Source organism: Streptosporangium sp. NPDC048886 (assembly GCF_055586905.1).
Genome location: NZ_JBVJHH010000028.1, coordinates 103,798 through 118,893 on the forward strand (window position 1 = coordinate 103,798; position 15,096 = coordinate 118,893).

Genomic DNA, 15,096 nt, shown 5'->3' on the forward strand with positions numbered 1-15,096 from the left:
GGTCGCTACCGTTACCCCGGGCAGTGCCGGGGGCCGACGCGCTGCCCGGCACCGACGACGGTGACCTGGGCAGGGTTTTCCGGCACCGCGGCGGCGGCCGTGCACACGATCTGCTCGACGGCCAGTGTGGACAGTTCGCCGGCCGCGGTGGACAGGGTCACCACCAAGTGGCCGGACGGCTTGACGGTTACCGAGAACGGGCCGGCTCCGGGCGGGACCTCGGTGGTGAAGCCGTGCGCCTGCTCCCTCGCGGTGGGCCCGGCCGCCAGCAGCGCGAGCGTGTCCGCTCGGAACAGTGGTCGACCACCGGGCCGCGTTACCGCGCTGAGCCGGCCGTTCTTCACCAGGTAGAGGGTGATCTTCATGGCTGGTGCGACGGTTGGTGCAACGGTTAGTGCGACGGCTCCGCTCGGCGGGTCGCCGGCGTGGATGGCGTCGCTGGGTTGCACACCGCAGCCGGCCACGGCGACGAGCGATACGAGGCCCGCGGCGAGCACGCGGCGGGCGAGCCCGGTCCTCACTCGGGGCCTCCGTCCGGATCGTGCGCCCGGCGTGGCAGGCGCAGCGCGAAGACGGCGCCGCCGTCCGGGGCGTTGGTGACGGTGAGGTCGCCTCGGTGCAGACGCGCGTTCTCCCGTGCGATGGCCAGGCCCAGGCCGCTGCCCTCGGACCTGGCCCTGGCCGCGCTGGCCTTGTAGAACCGGTCGAACACGTGCGGCAGTACTGCTCCGTCCAGCCCCGGCCCGTGGTCGCGGACCTCCAGAGCGATCCAGTGCGGGTCGGCGGACAGCCGTACCCACACCGGTGGCTCGCCGTGCCGCAGGGCGTTGCCGACCAGGTTCGCGAGGATGACGTCCACCCGGCGCGGGTCCAGCCGTGCCGTCACCGCGGCTGGAAGCTCGGTGTGCACCTGCTCCGACCAGCCCCGCGTACGCAGGGTCGCGCGCACCAGCTCGGCCACGTCGACCTCGTTCAGCGCGAGGGCCGCAACGCCGGAGTCGAACCTGCTGATCTCGATGAGGTCGTTCACCAGAGCGGTGAGGTTGAGCGTCTCCTGGCTGACCAGCCTGGCGGCCCGGCCGGCGGGCTCGGGCAGCTCGGCCGCCTCCTCCTCCAGGACGTCGGCGACCGCGGCGAGCGCGGCCAGCGGGGTGCGCAGCTCATGCGACACATCGGCCACGAACCGGCGGGCGTCGGCCTCCATCTCGCGCAGCTGCTCGACGTGCCGTTCCAGCTCCGCTGCGGTGGTGTTGAACGTGTGTGCCACCTCGGCCAGCTCATCGGAGCCGCGGACCGCGATCCTGGCCCGCAGCTCGCCCTCGCCCAGCAGACGTGCCGCCCGGCCGAGCTCGCGCACCGGACCCAGCACGCCACGGGCGGCCAGCAACGCCAGGACGACCGCGAACGCCAGGGCCGCCCCGCCGGCGCCCCAGGCACGTGCGGCGAGCCGGTCGATGCTGTGCTGTTCGGGAGCCAGGCTGTGCATCATGTAGACCTCGATGCCGGACGCCCGCGTCGGCCGGTCCCCCTCGACGATCAGCAACGGCGTGCCGATGATCAGGTGGGGCCCGTCCTGCCACACCACGCGTTGCCACGCGACTTTGCCGTCGGCCACCTCCCGCCGCAGCCCCTTGGGAATCATCCCGGGATCCAGGCCCTGCCGGCATGGCCCGCCGAAAGGCAGGCATGGCCGGCGGGGGCCGGCCGGTGAGCGCCTCTCGTGGTAGACGGCGACCGCGTCGTTGTTGCCGTCAGCCACGGTGCGGGCGATCTCGCCGAGCTCACCCGCGTCCGGCGCCGGATTCTGCAACGGGTAGAGCGCCTGCAGGCGGCCTCTCATCGCCTGCACCGCGGCATCCTGGGCGCGCTCCAGGATGGCGTTGCGGGCCTCGACGTAGATCGCGCCGGCCACCGCCGTCGTGGTGACCACACACAGCAGCGCGAACGCGGACAACAGCCGGGCACGCAGCCCCAGGCTCGGCAGAGGTGTCACCGGCCGCTTCACACCGGCCCGAACCGGTACCCGAACCCGCGCACCGTCTGCACGTAGACGGGCGCCGCCGAGTCGTCCTCGATCTTCGCGCGCAACCGCTGCACACACGCGTCCACGAGACGCGAGTCGCCGAAATACCCATGCTCCCACACCGACTCCAGCAGCTGCTGGCGGCTGTGCACCCGGCCCGGCGTGCCGGAGAGCTCAAGCAGCAGGCGTAGCTCGGTCGGGGTGAGGCCGACCGGCACGCCGCGGCTGGCGACCACCAGCCCGGCCCGATCGATGGTCAGGTCCCCGTGCCGCTCCAGCTCCGCCTGGTCCCGGCCGACCCGCCGGAGCACCGCGCGAATGCGTGCCTCGAGCACCCTGGGCCGCACCGGCTTGACCACGTAGTCGTCGGCGCCCGCCTCCAACCCGGCCACCACGTCGATGTCGTCGCCGCGCGCGGTCAGCATGATGATCGGTACCTCCCTGGCGGCCCGGATGCGGCGGCAGACCTCGAACCCGTCCATGCCGGGCAACATCAGATCGAGCACGACGACGTCGGGAAGGTCCGCGCGCAGCTGGTCCAGCCCCTGCTCGCCGGACTCCGCCGCGCGCACCCGGTACCCGTGCCGGGTCAAGGCCAGCTCAAGGCCCTCCCGCACGGCCGGGTCATCCTCGATCAACAACACTCGCGACACGCCGCCGAGTTTCACAGCACGCTCCGTACCTCGCCCGCCGGTCAACCCCATCCACTGTCGGCCTGCCGTGTCCCCGCCTCGTCAGCGCCATGTCATGGTTGTGTCACGATCGCGCCGACGATCGCCGCCGTCGAGAAACAGTGACATACGGCGGACAGAGCACACACATTCGGCGCCAATCGTAGTCGCCATGAACGGAACACACACCCTCCCACCTCGGCTCCGAGACCGGCTGTACGCCGCGGCCACGCTGGTGCTCGCCGTACTCCTGCTGCCCGCGGCGCTCGCCCGCCATCCCGGCCGCGCCCGCGAACTGGCCTGCCGCTGGGCGTTACGGACGCGATTCCCCGCCGAGGACCTCACCGGCCTCACCGACGGCGCCATGGCGGCGTTCACCGCGGCGCGCACCGAGGCGCTCTGGCGTCACGGCCAGCTCATCGGCCTCACCTCGGGATACCGCGATCCCCTTGTCCAGCAGCGGATGTTCGACGAGGAGGTGCGTCGCTCCGGCTCCCCGGCCTTGGCGCGAATGCTCGTGCTACCACCGGCGGAATCCAGCCACGTCAAGGGCATCGCGCTGGACGTGCGCCCCCACGAAGGCGCGCGCTGGCTTGAGGAACACGGCGCCCGCTACGACCTCTACCGCATCTACGACAACGAGTGGTGGCACTTCGAGCACCGCCCGGACAGCGGCGGCACGCCACCACGACGGCGGCCCCACCCCGGCGTGGGCTACGTCGTCGAGAACGGGGAGCGGCTGGACGAGTCGTCCAGCACCTGCGGTAGCCGGGCTGTCGCGGTCGCAGCGGCAGGACCCTCTCACTGCCGGCTTGCGCCAGTTCCCTGAGCCGGGGATCCGGTGTATCGCGGGCGTATCGAAAATCGCATACGCCCCCGCAACAGTCCTCCGTCTTCAGTCGTCTTCAGCGGAGCCTGCGACCGGTACGTGGCGAAGCTGGCCGCTGAGGATCGGCAGGTGGAGGCATACCGGCCGATGCCACGTCGAGGACCGACCTGGATCTCCAGGCAAGAGTCTTGACCTGGAAGTTATGCCTGACCAGCGTCAACAGCATGGAGCACCCGAAGATCCAACCAGGGACCACGGCCGTCATCAGCGCTCCCAGGAACGACTGTCTTGGCGGACAAACCATCCCTGACAGGGCTCCGCACGCAACCAGGGGCCGGCCCTGTGGCCGCTGCGTCCGGTGGGCCGGGCGTACGCGGCTCCGCCCGGCCCGGGCGTACGCGACTGGCGAAGGTGGCGAGGTGGCCGACCTCGTCGGAGGCCGTGGAGTCGAGGTCGCCGAGCAGTTCGACGGCGCGCGGGACCACCCGGGAGAGGGCCTCCTGCACGCAGTAGCGGACGTAGAGCGAGTCGGCGAGCGTCGACTCGTCCGGGCCGCCGTCGTCGATCCGGCGGGCGACGCCCTCCGCGGCCGACATCGCGCCCTCGGTCTCCACCAGCAGCCGGACCCGCTCGGACTCGGGCAGCCGGTTGTCGAGCAGCACCCGCTCGACCAGTGCGCCGGCGGCCCCGAGGTGGCTGCCGGTCATCAGCAGCTGGTACGGGGCGAAGTCCGCGGTCAGCGGTGCGTCCAGTTGCCCGTCGAGGTCCGAGGCGCGCACCAGCATCTCCGGTGGCACCTCGACGTCGTCGAGGGTGACCTGCTCGCTCTCCGCCTCCGCCCCGCCGACGCTCACGCCCTCGCTGTCCGCGGGCACCAGCGCCACCGCCGGTTCCTCGCCCGGGCCGTCCGAGCGGGGACCATGACACCGGCGATGAGCAGGTCCATCGACCGGGCCAGACCGCGCGGGCGCGTCACCCCGCTGATCCGCACCCCGTCGGGCCCCTCCGTGGCTGTCATCGAGGGGGAGAGGGCTCCCGCGCCAGGGCGCTCCCCGGCGAAGCCGAACGCCTCACCGAAACCAGTGCCGGCACCGGAAGCGCCTACCTGCTGGGACAGTTCGCGCGGGCGGGCTACGCCGTGGTCGACACCCCTGACGTCAATGGCGAGCGGGGAGCGGCAAGGGCCGACAACAGGGCGCCTTCCCGGGCGAGCGCAGCCTCCAGTGCCTCCAAGTCACCCACCCGGTATTTGACCTCGATCTCCTGCCCCATGCGTCACGATGGCCTCCCCGGTGTCTACTGCAACTCGGGGAGCCTATCGAGAGCCAGGGCATCCTCCCGGTGTTTCAAGGCACTCATGCCGGACGCCTCACACTGCGGCGGGCGGCTCCCCGGCGGGTTCCTGGACGGCCATGTCGTCGTACAGGCGCTGGTACGTCGCGTAGTGCTTGGCGTAGTGCTGCCGCCCGGCCTCGGTGATGCGCGGCAGCAGCAGTTTGTTGGCGTCGGTCCCGTGCGAATCCGTCAGATGCTGGACGTCGGTGTGCTCCGCCAGCGGCTCGGGCCGGAAGCCGGTCAGCGCAGCGGTTGCGGTGCTGCTGCACGTGATGTACTCGGCGATCTACCACTTCACCAGCCCTGCAGCAGCAGGCCGTTCCATGACGGGGTCCGGTCGACCCGGCCGACCCGTTGGGGCCCGGCCACGCCCCCTAGATCGCCTTCAGGAACCTCTGCGCGACCGCGCGCAACTCCGCCACCAGCTCAGGCGAGCCCTCGACCGTGAAATCCTCGCCCAGCATGGCCAGGTAGCTCGCGAGCATCAGCGGATTGTCCGACCCCGGCTCGAACACGCACCTGTCCTCGCCCAGCGGCTGGATCTCCGCCGGCACTGGCAGCTTGCGCCGTACCCGCTCCGCGGGCGCGTGCACGACCACCCTGGCCCGGTAACGCCAGGTCGCAGCGGCGACGCCGCGCGAGACGTGCCCGGCGACATCGCCTCCTTCCGGCAGCGGGCGCGGGATGAAGCGCCGCCCCGGCGGCGTGCGGGGCCGGATGCGGTCCACCCGGAACGTACGCCAGTCGCCACGGTCGAGATCCCACGCCACCAGATACCAGCGCCGCCCGGTGTGCACCAGGCGGTGCGGCTCGGTGTTCCGCACCGAGGAGCCGCCGTCGTGCGACTCGTAGTCGAAGCGGAGCCCTTCGCAGTCCCGGCATGCGGTCGCGATCGCGGTCAGCACGTCGGCGTCGACGCTCGGCCCCGCCCACGGCGCCGGCACCGTGGACTCCTGCACAGCCTCCACCCGCCGCCGCAGCCGCGACGGCAGGACTTGCTGCAGCTTGACCAGCGCCCTGGCCGAGGTCTCCTCGAGGCCCGCCACGGTGCCGCCGGCGGCCGTACGCAGGCCGACCGCGACCGCGACAGCCTCCTCGTCGTCCAGCAGCAGCGGCGGCAGGCTCGCGCCCGCGCCCAGCCGGTAGCCGCCCGCAGGCCCGCGGGTGGTCTCCACCGGATAGCCGAGGCCGCGTAACCGCTCCACGTCGTTGCGCACGGTCCGCGTGGTGACCCCGAGCCGATCGGCCAGTTCGGCGCCGGTCCAGGCCCGCCGCGCCTGTAGCAGTGACAGCAGCTTCAGCAACCTGGCCGAGGTTTCCAACATTCTGCGAGTCTGTCACTCTTATAGGAAAGAACTGTTCCACTTTGGCTCCTAGCGTTGCGGGCATCTGAATCCGAAGGAGCCCACGATGCGCATCGAGCCGTTCACCATCGCCATCCCGCAGTCCGAAGTCGACGACCTGGCCGACCGGCTGGCCAGGACCCGCTGGCCCGACGCCCTGCCTGGCGTCGCGGGGACCCGAGGCCTGCCGCTGCAGTTCATGAAGGAACTGACCGCGTACTGGGAAAGGAGCTACGACTGGCGCGCCGCCGAGGCGGAGCTCAACGAGTTCCCCCAGTTCACCACGGAGATCGACGGGCAACGGATCCACTTCCTGCATGTGCGCTCCGGCAACCCCAACGCCCTGCCGCTGGTGCTCACCCACGGGTACCCCAGCTCGTTCGCCGAGTTCACCACGCTGATCAGGCAGCTGCGGGACGACTTCCATCTGGTGGTGCCGTCGCTGCCCGGCTTCGGCTTCTCCACCCCGGTACGCGAGCCCGGCTGGAACATGACCCGCACCGCCCGGGCCTGGGCCGAGCTGATGCGCGGCCTCGGCTACGAACGGTACGGCGTCCACGGCGGCGACGTCGGCGCGGGTATCTCCGGGGCGGTGGGCGGCCTCGACGGCGAGCACGTCGTGGGCATCCACGTGGTGACCGACCCGCTCACGACGGCGAACACGGCCACCTTCCTGCCTGGCCTGGCTGAGCGGCTGGACCCGGCGGACCCGGTGGACAAGCTCGTCCTGGACCGGATGGCGGAGTTCCGCAGTGACGGCAGCGGCTACCTGGCGATACAGAACAGCCGGCCCCAGACCATCGGCTACCTGCTGAACGACTCCCCGGCCGGGCAGCTGTGCTGGATCGCGGAGAAGTTCGAGGAGTGGACCGATCTGCCCTACGACCGGGACCAGTTGCTCACGATCGTGAGCCTCTACTGGTTCACCCGCTCCGGCGTCACCGCCGCCGGTTTCCTGTACGAGCAGGCACACTCCAGCGACTGGGGCGCGCCGCCGGTCGTGCCGCAGGGATTCGCGGTGTTCGGCGCCGACGCCACGGTACGCAAGGTGCTGGACCCACCCGCCGGGGCGTACTGGGCCGAGTACGAGCGGGGCCAGCACTTCCCCGCCATGGAAGCCCCGGAAGTGCTGGCCGCGGACCTTCGGACATTCTTCGGCGAGCTGAAGTGACGGGCGAGCCGGAGTGAGGATGAGGTGAAGTGGCGGGAGTCTGCATGGGAAGCCGACGCGCCGGGGGACGGTGCGGCCGATGTGGCCGCACGTAAGCCGCAGCCCGGATGACGCGCCGGCCAGGGCCGCCACGCCCCGCGGGCGGCGCCTCTCGCGGCATGCCCGTCCCGGACGGTGGTGGCCATCATGAGCGGGCTGGCGTCCGGGGCGAGGTAGAAGAACGAGGCTCGCCCGCGACCAGTGGCCCAGGCCGTCACCGTGGGCGTAGGGGACGAGCAGCTCCCGCGCGTATACGGCCACCCCACCCATGAGGGCCGTTCTCGAGATGGCCTGAAGCACGTTGACGAGATCCCGTCCGATCACCTAGATCGGGCGGGATCTCACTGTTTTCCGACTGGTGTAGCCGTCGACGGGCTCCTCCGAGCGTGTGCGCCCTTCGTGGGAAGGGCATGGGTGTGCGGTCACCGCGGGCGCATCACGGATCGGCCGCGAGGTGGTCGGCCTGATGTCGCGGACAGGAGCGGTGGACCGGGCGGGACGCGCCGAAGAGCGGGTCCCGCCCGGTGACGGATCAGAGCTGGCCGCTCTCGATCGCCTGCTTGAGGGCCGCCTGCGTCGCCTGGTGGGAGGCGACGCCGTTCGTGACGACGAAGTCGATCAGCGAGGTGTCCGCGTCGAAGACGAGCTGCTCGGTGACCCTGGTCGTCCCGCTGTCCAGTTCCTCGAAGACGATCTTCTGGTGCGTGACGACACCGGGCAGCGACCAGGTGTCTGTCTCGTACTTGAGGGCGGCGCGGTCGATGCGCTGTTGCGCGTGGGTCTTGCTGGTGACGATCGCGCCCTGGTAGGGGATCTCCTCGATGGCCGTGAAGTCGATGTAGCGCGTGCCGGCCTGAAGCCGGTCGTCGTGGGTGACGACACGCTTCAGGAACGAATGCATGCCGATGTGGTTGTTGATGTTCGAATATTTGTCGAACACATGCTCCACCGGGGCGTCGATCTCGATCGAGATCATGGCCTTCTCCCTGCTCCGCCCCGAGCTCGGAGAGGGAGGGGGCGCGGAGTCGTAGAACCTGTAGGTGTCCCACGCGGCCTGCCACTCGGCGGCGAGCTCGGCGTCGCTCTGAGGGGTGTCGGCACGCGCGGGGCCGGAGAAGGCGGTGAGAAGGAACATCGCGGCGAACAGCTGGGCCGCGAGAAGACGAAGGAACTTCTTCACGTATACCTCAAGGAGAGACAATAGGTGCGGATGATCTTTTATCGCATCTGAAGATGATTGAGAACACTTCGCGCCTAAGAGGTGAGAAATCCTCGCGACGGCTCCGTGTCGACGTCGAGAAGCAGACGGGGCTCCGGGCAGGGAGAACCGGAGGCCGGCCGTGTGCGGGCCGAACCCGGGAGATCGCAGTAACCCCGCTTCCGCCCGTCGAGCCTCCACGCCGGCCGCCCCGCAACCGCCTCCCGCCGCCGGCCGCCCCGCTGCGCTTGACATCGCTTTCCATGGCCTGTCGCTCCATCTGAGAGGACCTCTTCGATCATGTTCGAGCGCCTTTCCGGCCGCGACCGCGCCATCCAGGCCACCTACGCCCAGCGCGGGGTCGACCTGCTGGGCCACCACTTCGAGGCGCTGCGTCACCCCGGAGACTGGACTGCGGCGGCAGATCAACTCCCGCCAGGTGAGGTTCCTGCTACGCGGAGGTGCAAGCCCTCCACCGCCGCCTGCCAATTGCGGCGCACCGTGTTGCGGCACCAACCCGTTTCCCTCCGGGGGAGGCCCTCCACTCGGGAAGCTGCGATGAGACCCGCGTAGCCCTGCGTAGTAATCACTACGGCCTGTGACCGGCGTTCGGTGTGGAATTCGGCGTGGTGCTCCATGCTGCGCTCGGTTCGCAGACGGCCGGCAGACGACGCGGCCGGACGGATCGTGATGGGGTGTGGTCGGCCGACAGCGTGCTCGCTCAATGACAGCGCCGTGGTGACGAGGCTGGGCCGTGGTGACGAGGCTGGACCGACTGGCGCGGTCGGTGGCCGACGCCCACGACATCGCGAGAAACTGACCGCTCGCGCGGTGAAGCTCAACTTGGGCGGGTCGATCTATGATCCGACCGATCCGATGGGCAAGTTGCTGTTCACCGTGTTGGCGATGGTCGCGGAGTTCGAGGCGGACCTGGCGCGGATGCGGACCCGTGAGAGCATGAAGATCGCCAAAGCTGAAGAGCGGTTGCGGGGCAGGAAACCGAAGCTGAACGCTCGGCAGGAGGCGCATCTCGTGGCGCTGCACAAGGCAGGTGAGCACACCAGCGCCGAGCTGTTTGGCGTGGCCCGCTCGACGGTGTATCGGGCAGTCCAGCGGGCGGCGGGGAACAAGGTGGCGTCAGGGGGCTGACCGGGGATGGGTAACGAAGATCCCGCGCCGCTCAGTCGGTGGCGGACAGACGGAACTCCAGGATGTACTCGTCGCCGAGAACCTGCCCGGTGGGGACGAACCCGGCAGAGGTGTAGAGCGCCCTGGCCGCGATGTTGTCCGCGCGTACCCCCAGTCGCAGCACCGGCGCGTCGAACGCGTCCCGCACGTGGGCGATGACCTGCTGGAGAGCGGCTCGGCCCAGCCCCTTTCCCTGATGGTCCTTGTCGATCATCAAGCGGTAGAGCCACATCTGACCGTCGTCGGGGTCGGGGCCGTACATCGCGAAGCCCACGGCGCGCTCCTCATGCATCACCGCACGGGTTACGAAGCCCGGCAAGAAGCGACTTTCCGCGATCGAGTACAAGTTGGACGCGATGAGGTCGCGCTGGTCGTCAGCGACCGTCAGGTCGGCCACCTCCTCCCAGGTTTCCTGGCATAGGTCGTTGAGGCGCACACGAGTGGACATGGGTCATCTCTATCGGATCTCCGCGTGGGCCGTCATGTGAATATTCACATGATCAGGTGATTCTGCCCGGGTAACCACTGTGCGGATCGCCTCGTACAGCTCAATCTTCGACACCGGGCCATGGACGCTCCATCACACTGCGTAGTTAATCGATCGCCCTACTGCAACCGACGAGGTGGTGTCAGAACTCAGCAACACAGCCCCACCACCCATCAGGACTGGTATGTGCGGGAGGAGACGCTGCGCGAGGCCAACACGGTCATCGTCAACCACCACCATGGCCTGGAACCGGCCAAGGTGTTCGGCGGCGGCGCCATGGGCTCATCCGATGGCCAGCGGTTCCCCGACCGCCCCCTGTCACGGTCAACTCAGCGCGATCATACTGTTGTCAGTTGCTCGCGCGGACGGAGGCGCCATGCTGAGGAAGCTGAGGAAGACGACCCTTCATCAACCCCTGGAGCGCCTCCTGACGGTCCGTGCCCGGCAGGCGCTGGACCTGGCCGAGCAGGAAGCAAGGGTTCAGGGACATGACCGTGTTACCGCCGATCACCTGTTGACGGGCCTTGCCCGCCTGGACGAGGGCGTGGCCGTCATGACGCTCAACAGCCTCGGCGTCGACCTCGGCGCCACGCGCACCCGAGCGATAAGCGCAGACCTCGTCCGCCTCACGGAGGCGGCCCGCCGTGAGGCGGACGGGCTCGGGCACCGATACGTCGGCACCGAGCATCTCCTGCTCGGCCTCCTACATGAGGATGGAACAGAGGCTCTGGGCGTCGGCCTGAAACAGGCCCGCGATCAGGTCGTCAAGGTTCTCCACGGCGACGTCCTCTGAACTCGCTCCAGATGATTGACACGTCGCGGGATCCCTGCCTTCCAACGGCGCCGGAACTCCGGCTGGTCACTCGCTGCAACACCCGACCAGCACCCCCAGCGGGTCATGGTGGCTCCAGAAGTCGTCAACATTTTGAGCCCGTCGATCAACGTCTGGCTCTCAATCCAACCAACACCCGGCTCTCGTTTACACCTTCCTGGCCACGCCACGTTCGGCCAGGCAGGCATCGAGTCCAGCGGAGATCTGGCCCTTGTCGGCCGTGATCAGCGGGCCGGGGTGCTGCCCCTTCTTCGGTCCAGGGCTCTATGTGTGCAAGGTCGCGGTGGCGATGGCGGCAGGGTCCCAGTAAAACGGCCGGCATTCGTGCATGCGCCTGTTCCGTACCCGGATCAGTTGCATGATCAGCGTATCGATCTCCTGACCGGTTGCACGAGCACGGAACCGTACCCGGTTCCGTACCACCACCGTGTCCCCGTCGCCCCAGTGTTCCTGCTCCAGGAACTCCATGGATGTCCAGGTCTGGCTGAAAGCGGCCAGGAACCGCTCCAGCCCGTCTCGTCCCCGCCATGTCCCCGTTCCCGTGAACGGCAAGCCGGGAGCCTGATACAGGACGACCTCAGGGTCCAGGTATGCGGCGACCTCGTCATAGCTGGCCCTGCCGAACCCGCCCGCGGCGATGTACGCGGCCTCAGCCCGGTAGAACTTCTCCATCACCGCCCAGGCGTCCTGTGCTCGCTCCCCGGTAGGCGCGCCGTCAGTCTGCTTCTCGGTCACGTTCGCCATACTCATGGCCCCAGCGTCACAGACAGGTGAAGAACCGCGCCGGCGGTGATCGGACGTCCTAGTGAGCGACATCGGCGCACAGACCGCCTACTTCGCGGCTCGGCACGGTTTCGGGGCAGCCCGAAGGAGTTCGGACTCACTTGTCTAGAAGATCACTGAAGGTCTTGTTTCGGACCCGTGCTGAGCGGATGCCTGCTCGCCGTCAGGCGGTGGCCAGCTCCAGAGGCCAGACCCCGCCGGTGCAGGAGAGTCCGAGGTGGATCAACGTGCGAAGGTTCAGGGCAGCAGCGCGGGTGTGGAGCCAGAGGTTGTTCTTGCTTGCGCCCAGATGGCGCAGGCGGCGGCTGCCCCGGGCGACCAGCCAGGCCACGCCGCGTTCGACCGGTGGCCGCCAACGGCGGTAGTCGGCCTGCCAGGCCGGATCGGTGGCGGCCTGGCGTCGAGCGGCGGTCAGCAGGTCATGATGCGGGTGGATGTTGAGGGTGCGCCCGCTCGCTGCGGTGGTGCACCGCGTCCGCAGCGGGCAGTCGGTGCACCGTTTTTGAACTGGACGATCCGGGCGCCGGTGGCGTTGGGTCGCCTCAACTGGACGGTGTGCCTGGCCGGGCAGGTCAGCAGGCCCGCGGTGGCGTCGATGGTGAAGTCGTCGATGGTGCACCCTCCGGGGACGGCCTGGCGCAGCGGCGGAGGCTTGATGATCAGGGGGTGGCCGGCCGCCTGCAGCGGCTGGCGGGCCGCGCCGGTGCCGTAGGCGGCATCGCCCGGCACGATGAGCGCCTCCTTCTCTGTGACCCAGAGCTCGTGGGCGACGGTGGCCTCATGGTGGTCGGCCGCCGGCCACGAGATCACCACCGCGGTGCTGCCGTCCTTTCTCACCACGACCCTGCACGCCGGGCCCGCCGCCCCCGGTTTGATCGAAGGCGCCTCCGACGCGTTGATCGGGGTGTCGAAGCTGGCCGGTGGGCCGCTGGCCGATGATCCGCGGATGCGGACCCGGCCGGCCCGCGGCGGCTACCTGGGCACCGCCCTGCTCGGCTGCGCGATCGGCCTGACAGTATCGGTGTGGCAGGTGGCGATCTTGCGGGCGGGCTCGTGGGCGGCCCGCGGGCTGCGCTCACCGTCCCGGGACGCGCTGGGTGTGCTGGCCCCGCGCACCGGCTACGGACGGGCTTACGGGCTGGAACGGGCCGGCGACAACCTGGGTGCGGTGGCGGGCCCGCTGCTGGCCGCCGCTCTGGTGGCCGCGGTCGGGCTCCGGCACACGCTGCTGCTGGCCGCGGTGCCGGGGCTGTTCGCCGTTCGCCCTGGCGGGCACCGGCATCGGGCCGGCCGAGACCGCCGAGTCCACCCTGGTGGCCCGGGCGCTGCCGGACCGGCTGCGGGGCAGCGGGTTCGGGCTGCTCGGCACCGTCCAGGCCGGTGGTGACCTGCTCTCCTCCGCCATGGTGGGGCTGCTGTGGGCTGTCACGTCCCCAGCGGTGGGGTTTTGGCTATGCCGCGGCATGGATGCTCGCCGGCCTCATCGCAACCGCTCTCGTGGCCGGGCGGGCCTGGGGCAGACGGTAGCCGGGACCCCGCCGAGATACGTGGAGCTGTGACATGCCCACCGCGCCATCTCCGAGTACCCGTAAGAGTCACGCATGAGCCCTAAACCGTGTTGATCTTCGCAGCCGGTCTCTTCACCGCACAGCGATAGGGATGCCAGAGCTGAATTCAGAGTTCAGGGGTGGGGGCGGCCGGAGGCGGGGGTGGACCTGCAACGGAACCGTTCCGTACGTCAAGCCGGTCCGGGCAGGCCAACCCCCTACCTCAGTGCTGGCGCCGCAGAGTCCAGAACAACCAGTTGCTGTTGGCCGTGCACGTGGCCACGTCCCAACCCTGACTGCCGAGTTCGGAAAGCACCGCGACCACCTCGTCGTAGCTGCCGGAGAACTTACGCTCGTTGCTCCCGGGCATGTTGACCCGGATGGCCTCCACGTCCCATAACCACTCGACAACGCCGAACTCGTACTTGAACATGATTGCCCCACATCTGTCGGTCGCCACTGGAAGCAGGAAAATAGCACGGCCTCGTGACCCTAGATGGGGTGCCGCGATCGCCCGGAGCCGGGGACACGGCCGGGCCCGCAGGCCAGGGTGGGAGCCATGACCACGCGACAGGCGACCTTGCTGGGTGGTCCCCTGGACAGGGCGACGGTGCCCGGACCGGGGGTGCCGGCCGATGACGCCCTGGAGACGGGGGCGTACATGGTCGTCCCGGGTGAGGAGCGCCGAGCGGTGTATGAGCCGTTGCCGGACGCCGATCCCTGGGTCCGGCACCACCGCGGGATGCTGTCGCTCTGCCGCCGCGCGCGTGGCGGCACCGGCCGCGCCGTAGGGCAGGGCGGGGCGGCCTTGACCCCTGTAGGGGTTCTCCTGGTTCCGGCCGTGAATCGGGGTGTTGGTAAGAACCGTGACACCCGCCGCCAAATAGTTGATCATGCTTTGGGGGCTGTCGCCGGGGTTGTGACCGCCGTGCTGATCTGCGGCTGTGAATCGATCCTCGTTGAATCTCGGGGACCTGGTTGAGCGCTGGACGCTGGTCGGTGCCGGGCAGGACCTGGTCGCGGTCAAGCGCCGCGACAGGCAGCCCGGGTCCGCGCTGCCGCTGAAGTTCTACGGCCGGTTCGGGCGGTTGCCCCGGGGCCGGGCCGAACTGCGTGACGACGCGGTGGAGTCCGTCGCCCGCCGGCTCAAGGTCGACGCCGCCTCGCCGGGCTTCCCGGAAGTGATCTCATGAACCATACCGTTCACCCGTACACAGCGATCAGACGCGCCCCGAGTCCGGGCAGGGCGAACGGGGATTGCGGCCCCGGTGTGGGCCCGGCCGCTACGGCAGGAGGGATCGTACGGAGTCGGGTGAACGGCCGACCACCGCCGTTCCGTCGTCCGCGGTGATGATGGGCCGTTGGATCAGGATCGGGTGGGCGGCCAGCGCCGTGATCCACTGCCGGCGGTGGCTCTCGTCGCGCGGCCACGCGGTGAGGCCCAGCTCGGCCGCTGTGGGTTCGGTGAGGCGGGTGATCTCCCAGGGCTGCATGCCGAGGCGTTGCAACACGTCTTCGATGTCTTGGGCGGTCGGCGGTTCTTCCAGGTAGCGCCGCACGGTGTAGGTGGCGCCCGCGTCATCCAGCAGCGAGAGCGCGGAAGCGCATTTGCTGCACGCGGGGTTGATCCAGATTTCCATGACGGTGGTC

The 15,096-nt window shown here is 69.6% G+C and carries 19 protein-coding genes; 7 read left to right on the forward strand and 12 right to left on the reverse strand.

Features of this window, described 5'->3' with window-relative positions; translation table 11 throughout:
• Positions 1–11: 11 nt before the first annotated feature.
• The 3 genes from ACZ6R6_RS31045 to ACZ6R6_RS31055 are packed head-to-tail and all read right to left on the reverse strand — an operon-like array spanning position 12 to position 2,676.
• Positions 12–521 carry a GerMN domain-containing protein gene (locus tag ACZ6R6_RS31045; RefSeq protein ID WP_470099304.1) on the reverse strand — a complete coding sequence of 170 codons (510 nt, stop codon included), beginning with the start codon at positions 519–521 and terminating at the stop codon, positions 12–14.
• The gene (locus tag ACZ6R6_RS31050) at positions 518–1,993 is read right to left on the reverse strand and encodes an ATP-binding protein (protein ID WP_470099306.1); all 1,476 of its coding nucleotides are present in this window, start codon (positions 1,991–1,993) and stop codon (positions 518–520) included. The genes ACZ6R6_RS31045 and ACZ6R6_RS31050 overlap by 4 nt, the downstream gene beginning before the upstream one ends.
• An 8-nt stretch (positions 1,994–2,001) precedes the next feature.
• Positions 2,002–2,676: a response regulator gene (locus ACZ6R6_RS31055; RefSeq protein WP_470099308.1), complete on the reverse strand. Its 675-nt coding sequence runs from the start codon at positions 2,674–2,676 to the stop codon at positions 2,002–2,004.
• A 190-nt stretch (positions 2,677–2,866) separates the two neighbouring features.
• Between ACZ6R6_RS31055 and vanY-N the strand changes: the two genes are divergently transcribed.
• Complete coding sequence (gene vanY-N / locus ACZ6R6_RS31060) at positions 2,867–3,523, forward strand: D,D-peptidase/D,D-carboxypeptidase VanY-N (RefSeq protein WP_470099310.1); 657 nt, start codon at positions 2,867–2,869, stop codon at positions 3,521–3,523.
• A gap of 200 nt (positions 3,524–3,723) precedes the next feature.
• On the opposite strand, the gene ACZ6R6_RS31065 is transcribed toward vanY-N, so the two are convergent.
• Both ACZ6R6_RS31065 and ACZ6R6_RS31070 read right to left on the reverse strand, forming a co-directional pair.
• The gene (locus ACZ6R6_RS31065; RefSeq protein ID WP_470099312.1) at positions 3,724–4,407 is read right to left on the reverse strand and encodes an acyl-CoA dehydrogenase family protein; all 684 of its coding nucleotides are present in this window, start codon (positions 4,405–4,407) and stop codon (positions 3,724–3,726) included.
• An 825-nt stretch (positions 4,408–5,232) separates the two neighbouring features.
• On the reverse strand, positions 5,233–6,183 hold the full coding sequence (locus tag ACZ6R6_RS31070; RefSeq protein ID WP_470099314.1) for a helix-turn-helix transcriptional regulator: 951 nt from the start codon (positions 6,181–6,183) through the stop codon (positions 5,233–5,235).
• 85 nt (positions 6,184–6,268) lie between these two features.
• Between ACZ6R6_RS31070 and ACZ6R6_RS31075 the strand changes: the two genes are divergently transcribed.
• Positions 6,269–7,372, forward strand: a complete 1,104-nt coding sequence (locus ACZ6R6_RS31075) for an epoxide hydrolase family protein (protein ID WP_470099316.1) — start codon at positions 6,269–6,271, stop codon at positions 7,370–7,372.
• A gap of 571 nt (positions 7,373–7,943) precedes the next feature.
• Here ACZ6R6_RS31075 and ACZ6R6_RS31080 read toward each other — a convergent pair.
• A complete protein-coding gene (locus ACZ6R6_RS31080; protein ID WP_470099318.1) occupies positions 7,944–8,591 on the reverse strand; it encodes a hypothetical protein in 648 nt (215 codons plus the stop codon).
• A gap of 708 nt (positions 8,592–9,299) precedes the next feature.
• Between ACZ6R6_RS31080 and ACZ6R6_RS31085 the strand changes: the two genes are divergently transcribed.
• A complete protein-coding gene (locus ACZ6R6_RS31085) occupies positions 9,300–9,758 on the forward strand; it encodes a recombinase family protein (RefSeq protein ID WP_470099374.1) in 459 nt (152 codons plus the stop codon).
• A 31-nt stretch (positions 9,759–9,789) separates the two neighbouring features.
• Here ACZ6R6_RS31085 and ACZ6R6_RS31090 read toward each other — a convergent pair whose 3' ends face one another.
• Complete coding sequence (locus tag ACZ6R6_RS31090; protein WP_470099320.1) at positions 9,790–10,245, reverse strand: GNAT family N-acetyltransferase; 456 nt, start codon at positions 10,243–10,245, stop codon at positions 9,790–9,792.
• Positions 10,246–10,365: 120 nt separating this feature from the next.
• On the opposite strand from ACZ6R6_RS31090, the gene ACZ6R6_RS31095 reads away from it, so the two are divergent.
• Together ACZ6R6_RS31095 and ACZ6R6_RS31100 are read left to right on the forward strand one after the other, a co-directional pair.
• Positions 10,366–10,776, forward strand: a complete 411-nt coding sequence (locus ACZ6R6_RS31095; protein WP_470099322.1) for a Tn3 family transposase — start codon at positions 10,366–10,368, stop codon at positions 10,774–10,776.
• The gene (locus ACZ6R6_RS31100) at positions 10,661–11,077 is read left to right on the forward strand and encodes a Clp protease N-terminal domain-containing protein (protein WP_470099324.1); all 417 of its coding nucleotides are present in this window, start codon (positions 10,661–10,663) and stop codon (positions 11,075–11,077) included. Before ACZ6R6_RS31095 ends, ACZ6R6_RS31100 begins: the two co-directional genes overlap by 116 nt.
• A 303-nt stretch (positions 11,078–11,380) precedes the next feature.
• On the opposite strand, the gene ACZ6R6_RS31105 is transcribed toward ACZ6R6_RS31100, so the two are convergent.
• The 3 genes from ACZ6R6_RS31105 to ACZ6R6_RS31115 form a co-directional block, all read right to left on the reverse strand.
• Positions 11,381–11,851, reverse strand: a complete 471-nt coding sequence (locus ACZ6R6_RS31105; protein WP_470099326.1) for a nuclear transport factor 2 family protein — start codon at positions 11,849–11,851, stop codon at positions 11,381–11,383.
• 211 nt (positions 11,852–12,062) lie between these two features.
• Positions 12,063–12,380: a transposase gene (locus ACZ6R6_RS31110; RefSeq protein ID WP_470099376.1), complete on the reverse strand. Its 318-nt coding sequence runs from the start codon at positions 12,378–12,380 to the stop codon at positions 12,063–12,065.
• Entirely contained in the window at positions 12,311–12,628 is a 318-nt protein-coding gene (locus ACZ6R6_RS31115; protein WP_470099382.1) for a hypothetical protein, read from the reverse strand. The genes ACZ6R6_RS31110 and ACZ6R6_RS31115 overlap by 70 nt, the downstream gene beginning before the upstream one ends.
• A 19-nt stretch (positions 12,629–12,647) precedes the next feature.
• On the opposite strand from ACZ6R6_RS31115, the gene ACZ6R6_RS31120 reads away from it, so the two are divergent.
• A complete protein-coding gene (locus tag ACZ6R6_RS31120) occupies positions 12,648–13,286 on the forward strand; it encodes an MFS transporter (RefSeq protein ID WP_470099328.1) in 639 nt (212 codons plus the stop codon).
• Positions 13,287–13,669: 383 nt separating this feature from the next.
• Here ACZ6R6_RS31120 and ACZ6R6_RS31125 read toward each other — a convergent pair whose 3' ends face one another.
• Positions 13,670–13,879, reverse strand: coding sequence for a hypothetical protein (locus ACZ6R6_RS31125; protein WP_470099330.1), 210 nt, complete (start codon positions 13,877–13,879; stop codon positions 13,670–13,672).
• Positions 13,880–14,405: 526 nt separating this feature from the next.
• On the opposite strand from ACZ6R6_RS31125, the gene ACZ6R6_RS31130 reads away from it, so the two are divergent.
• Complete coding sequence (locus ACZ6R6_RS31130) at positions 14,406–14,639, forward strand: hypothetical protein (protein ID WP_470099332.1); 234 nt, start codon at positions 14,406–14,408, stop codon at positions 14,637–14,639.
• Between the two features lie 90 nt (positions 14,640–14,729).
• Here the strand turns inward: ACZ6R6_RS31130 and ACZ6R6_RS31135 are convergent, their stop codons facing one another.
• Positions 14,730–15,086, reverse strand: a complete 357-nt coding sequence (locus ACZ6R6_RS31135; RefSeq protein WP_470099334.1) for an ArsC/Spx/MgsR family protein — start codon at positions 15,084–15,086, stop codon at positions 14,730–14,732.
• Positions 15,087–15,096: the final 10 nt, after the last annotated feature.